Raw genomic sequence first — 3226 nt, forward strand, 5'->3', positions numbered from 1 at the left:
CTTGAAATCCGTCATCGTTCCGTCCGTCCAATCTCCGCCAAGCATGCTCAAGCTTCACGATTTTTGCAACAGAGCCCGGCCAAGGACGACGACCGCGAGCCAACCCCGTAGGGTCGGCAAAGTAGTTGCGTTTCGATCGGGTAGTTTCTGCGGTTCCCAGATTACGGGCTCAAGGGTCGTTCGTGCTGTCCGCACAGGCCTCAGTCAACCTGCGTCTCGATGCAGTAGCGTCGCAGTTCTGCGATCATCGAGGTCTTGGGGGTGCTGACGAAGCGGAACGCATGGCTGAAACGGACGCGCATTCCTCCAGCCTCGAGGTAGCCGTCGCAGGAAGCGCGTCGTCCGTGGGTGACGACAGAAATGACCTCCACCCGCTCGGGAGAACGGCGGGCGCACCTCTCGGGCTGCACTGGGGCCGCTGTGTGTGGATTTCTCGATGAGCGTCCAGCTCATGTCATCGGCAAGCCACTCGGAGAGGGCCTCCAGCTCTCCCTTGGCCCGGTTCACAACCAAGTCTCCGTCGACGCACTTCCGTGAAGACTCATGGTGCTATGGCTCGATCCGATGCGCCCGGCCCTTCTCCGCGATCGGCACGCACATTTCGATGGGTCTATCAGGCTCCCAGCTGACCTGTCCTTGGTAGATGATGCCGAGTTTCCCGGTGGCGCCGTCTCGCTAGTCGGCCATGGCGAAGCAGTGTCGCCGCCGTGTTGCTCCTGCTCACGTCTCACAACTCACATCGAGTCGCCGCTCGCCCAAGAGCCGAACTTCGGGGACGCTGCTGTACCACGCATGATGAGAATCACGCAGGGCACGTAGAGTGCTGCGGCGCAGAGCCAGAGGAAGCCGTCGGCGTTGATGTAAGTGAGCGCGAAGATCGTTGTGAAAGCGACCGGTCCGAAGATCGATGTGACGCTGTTGATGCTGGCGAGCACACCCTGGAGGCGCCCTTGGTGCTGTTCATCGACGCGCTGGGAGAGAAGGGTTTGCAGAGCGGGGAGGCCGATGCCACCGATCCCCAGTGCCGCCAAGATAGGTGCCATGGAAAATGCGTCAGTGACAATCGCCAGGCCTACGAGACCCAAGGCGTCGGTAATACACCCGATGATGACTGTTTTTGCCTCACCGATCCACTCCACGATGCGGCCAGTAAGGAGGGCCTGCACGAGAACCTGTACGATCCCGAAAACGGACAGGGAGATTCCAACTTCGACGGGACTCCAGTCGAGGCGGTGTTCAGTAAACAGCACCCAGGTCGCACCTGGAGCCTGCCCAATGAATTGAACAAGGCCGAATGCGATTAATAGGAAGGTAATCCCAGGCACCGCGCTGAGGCCGGGGCGACCACGATGCTGAGCGAGCGACGCAGAGCGCGCAGGGGAATCAGGACGGGTCTCGCGTAACAGGATAAAGGTGAGTGCCAGATTGCTCGCTGAGAGAAGAGCAGCGAGCAAAAACGGCAGATGTGGCGAGATGGCACCGAACAGTCCACCCATGGCTGGCCCCGCGATCATTCCGCCGCCATAGCAGGCACTGAGTAAACCGAAACGCTTGGCGCGCTGGTGGGGTGGCGTGATGTCGGCGATCACGGTGGCGGTGACCGCATTGGTCGCTCCGGTTATCCCAGCCACTGCGCGGGCGATATAGAACACCGACAGAGCGGACGTCGTGGCGAGCACGAGATAGTCGACGGTCGCACCGGCCAGGGAAACAAGCAGCACCCGGCGGCGGCCGAATCGGTCCGACAGCGTTCCCAGTACGGGGGCAAAGATGAACTGCATTACCGCGTAGAGCGCGATCAGCACTCCGACGTTCAGCGGAACCGCATCAGCGGTGACCCCTGCCTCGTGTAGCAGTGCGGGAAGAATCGGCATCACCAGGCCCATGCCGGCGGCGTCGAGGCTAGCCGTGATGAGGACCGTGGCCAACGAGCCACGAGCGGAAGTGAGAGATGACACCTTATCAACGATAAAGTTATCGATGATAAAGTGCAAGCATGGCTCAGAAACAAGCGCGACTCGATCGTGCAGCAGTCTTGCGCGGTGCGAGGCATGTGCTCAATAACACGGGGATCGACGGTTTCACCACACGGGCGCTGGCTGCGCATCTGCGGGTGCAGCAGCCAGCGCTCTACTGGCACTTTCGGACAAAGGCCCACCTGCTCGGATCGCTCGCAGCTGATGTGCTTGATCGCGAACACCACGCCTCACTCCCAGAGTCAGGGGAGCGCTGGGACGACTTTCTCCTGCGCAACGCGCGGAGCTTCCGGACAGCGCTTCTGGCAGTCCGGGATGGAGCACGGCTGCACGCAGAGTTTCACCGTCAAAAGAGTGACCAGATGCCAGCGGGCTCGGATGCCCCCGAAAGTCAGATCGAGTTTCTCGTGTCCGAAGGATTCGCTGAGGGCTCTGCGGTCCGAGCTCTCATGGCTATCAGCCGCTATACGGTCGGTTTCGTACTAGAAGAACAAACAGCGCTCGACAACGGATGTGAGCCTGTCGATCAAGACCTAGATTTCGAGTTCGGGTTAGTTGCAATGGTTGAAGGGCTGGCATCAAAGCGATGAGGGATGCTCGCACTTTGGGTCTCTGCGTCAGTAAGGTCAATCCTTTCCCGCTCCCGCAGCACCTCCTCCGCGATACTGACGATTCGCTCATGGCTACGGGGCTCACAAACGAGCAAATCAGGGACCGTGTGCATGTCGCGTCGCGATCGCGGAACGGCACATCAGCAGCATCTTCACCATGCTCGACCTTAACGAGCGCACAGGGAACAAGCGCGTCATCGCCGTCCTCGAGTACCTCAAGAACTAAGCGTCGAGTGCGCGACCGGCGCGATGACCATAGGTAACGGCGGTTTAGCATCGGTGCCGCATCTTGACACGACTCAATCCGCGACAGCTAACCTCCGCATATGGAGTTCGACGGAATGGAGATCCCCGACGATATCGAGGTCACGGTCTGGGGGAGCAACGAGCACCGGCTCTGTAACGTCTGCCGCGCAGAATGCGACCCCGAGCCGAGCGGCGCCGACGGGTACGGCGTGCGAATCATCTACGTCTGCCGCGACCACGGACTCCAATCCGTCGTGGACCCATTCGAGCATCTCCGTTGAAGCGCGCTCTTCGCTATCTCCCTGCATTGACGCAAAGGCTCTGTTGCAAAGATTGGCGGCAGTCAGAGGTAGGCTGTCGCTCTGCGCCGATCAGGCGGCTGCTGCGAAATGG

At 60.5% G+C, this 3226-nt stretch carries 3 protein-coding genes; 2 read left to right on the forward strand and 1 reads right to left on the reverse strand.

The window, feature by feature from the left end; all coding sequences use genetic code 11:
- Window positions 1–734: 734 nt before the first annotated feature.
- Window positions 735–1958: a tetracycline efflux MFS transporter Tet(33) gene (tet(33), locus tag PV766_RS23970; RefSeq protein WP_010991840.1), complete on the reverse strand. Its 1224-nt coding sequence runs from the start codon at window positions 1956–1958 to the stop codon at window positions 735–737.
- A gap of 38 nt (window positions 1959–1996) precedes the next feature.
- Here tet(33) and PV766_RS23975 point away from each other — a divergent pair, with 38 nt between their 5' ends.
- The gene (locus PV766_RS23975) at window positions 1997–2566 is read left to right on the forward strand and encodes a TetR/AcrR family transcriptional regulator C-terminal domain-containing protein (protein ID WP_005882738.1); all 570 of its coding nucleotides are present in this window, start codon (window positions 1997–1999) and stop codon (window positions 2564–2566) included.
- A gap of 347 nt (window positions 2567–2913) precedes the next feature.
- A complete protein-coding gene (locus PV766_RS23980) occupies window positions 2914–3114 on the forward strand; it encodes a hypothetical protein (protein WP_069408167.1) in 201 nt (66 codons plus the stop codon).
- Window positions 3115–3226 lie beyond the last annotated feature (112 nt).

Origin of the sequence: Rhodococcus sp. As11 (assembly GCF_048957735.1) — a bacterium.
Lineage (GTDB): Bacteria > Actinomycetota > Actinomycetes > Mycobacteriales > Mycobacteriaceae > Rhodococcus > Rhodococcus gordoniae.